The organism is Endozoicomonas sp. SESOKO1 (genome assembly GCF_024606265.1).
In the GTDB taxonomy this organism is placed as follows: Bacteria; Pseudomonadota; Gammaproteobacteria; order Pseudomonadales; family Endozoicomonadaceae; genus Endozoicomonas.
In genome coordinates, this window is sequence record NZ_JAHHPP010000073.1 from 1 (window position 1) to 1273 (window position 1273).

Consider the following 1273-nt stretch of genomic DNA (forward strand, 5'->3'; position numbering starts at 1 on the left):
TTGCATGTTGAGCACCAAAGTGAGCAAAGGCAAGCCCTCGAAAAAAGAAAGCTGAGAAATCAGCGCAGGAGGGAGCGGTATAGTGAAATAATGAAATCAACTGAATAGTCAATCATCGAAGAGTGAACAAGTATTGCCTGCTGTTCTCAGGATAGGCAAATGGCAAAACCTGCCATTTTTCACGGTGGTAGGCATCAGTGACCTGCTGCAGTTCCAGGCAGGGGGGAGTTATTGACTGTGTAGCAGGCAGAAAATTCCCGTAGATGGAACTTTTTCCTAAACCAAGGTTCTAAAAGAAAACTTAAGAAAAGGATTATCTTATGCCAGCCAATATTTCAAATGATCAAAAAGGATTATTGCCCGGAGTTACGCCACAATTTGTAGAATCAACATTAGACCAACAGCTACAACCCGGCTATTTCAACTGTTTGCCAGTTGATATTATTCAACTCATCGCAAACAAACTTACCCTGCCCGATGCGCTCCGACTCAAGCAGACATGCCACAGAACCAACACATCTATTGATCAAAGGATTATCAAAGATTTAATGTGTCGAATTCAATTTAAAAATATGGAAACAGCAGAGCATGCAGAGGAATGCGAGGGTATAAAATCATTATGCAATTCAGACAGGTTCAGTCATTTTTATACCCGCTATGCATACGACCAAAGCTCAGGGAGAGTTATAAATCCGGAACGAGTAAATGTAGAGCGTTTCTTTACAATGATGAAGCTGAATAACGCTACTACTAAATACAAAAATGAAATATATACTATGTATACAGGATTATTTGAAAATGGCCATATTTTTCTTATCGCGCCGCGTCAAGCCTATAGAGTTGTAGAAGATCCGAATACCAATAATCCCAATAAAGTTATGTTTAGTGGAGATACATTAAGCGTAGATGCTAATGCTATTTATTCGGGCAGATCTTTTCAGGAAGTCAAGAAACTAATAAGCTTGCTTCATAGCAACACTCCACTATCAAACCACATCTCTCACATTCTCGATCACGAATATAGGTAAGCTGCCGTCAAAATCCCCTGGTGATCGCCGAGTCAAAGATGATCTTGCCCTCTTTTATGATGAGAGTGGGCAAATTTATCAGTCGGCACGTAGAAACCAACCCGACTGCACTCGTTCACAGAAGCTCAAGAAAAAATGGACAATAGTACTATCAGGAAGAATTCCTTAATGTCTACCCTAAGAAAGCGGCTTAAGGAGTTGTCTGGAAATAACTTCCCTATTTTCATTGCCTGACTCCGTTCGGA

1 protein-coding gene is annotated in these 1273 nt (G+C 40.5%); it reads left to right on the forward strand.

Going from position 1 to position 1273, the window contains the following annotated elements; all coding sequences use genetic code 11:
- Positions 1-320: 320 nt before the first annotated feature.
- Positions 321-1028: an F-box protein gene (locus KDK13_RS04200; RefSeq protein ID WP_257283675.1), complete on the forward strand. Its 708-nt coding sequence runs from the start codon at positions 321-323 to the stop codon at positions 1026-1028.
- Positions 1029-1273: the final 245 nt, after the last annotated feature.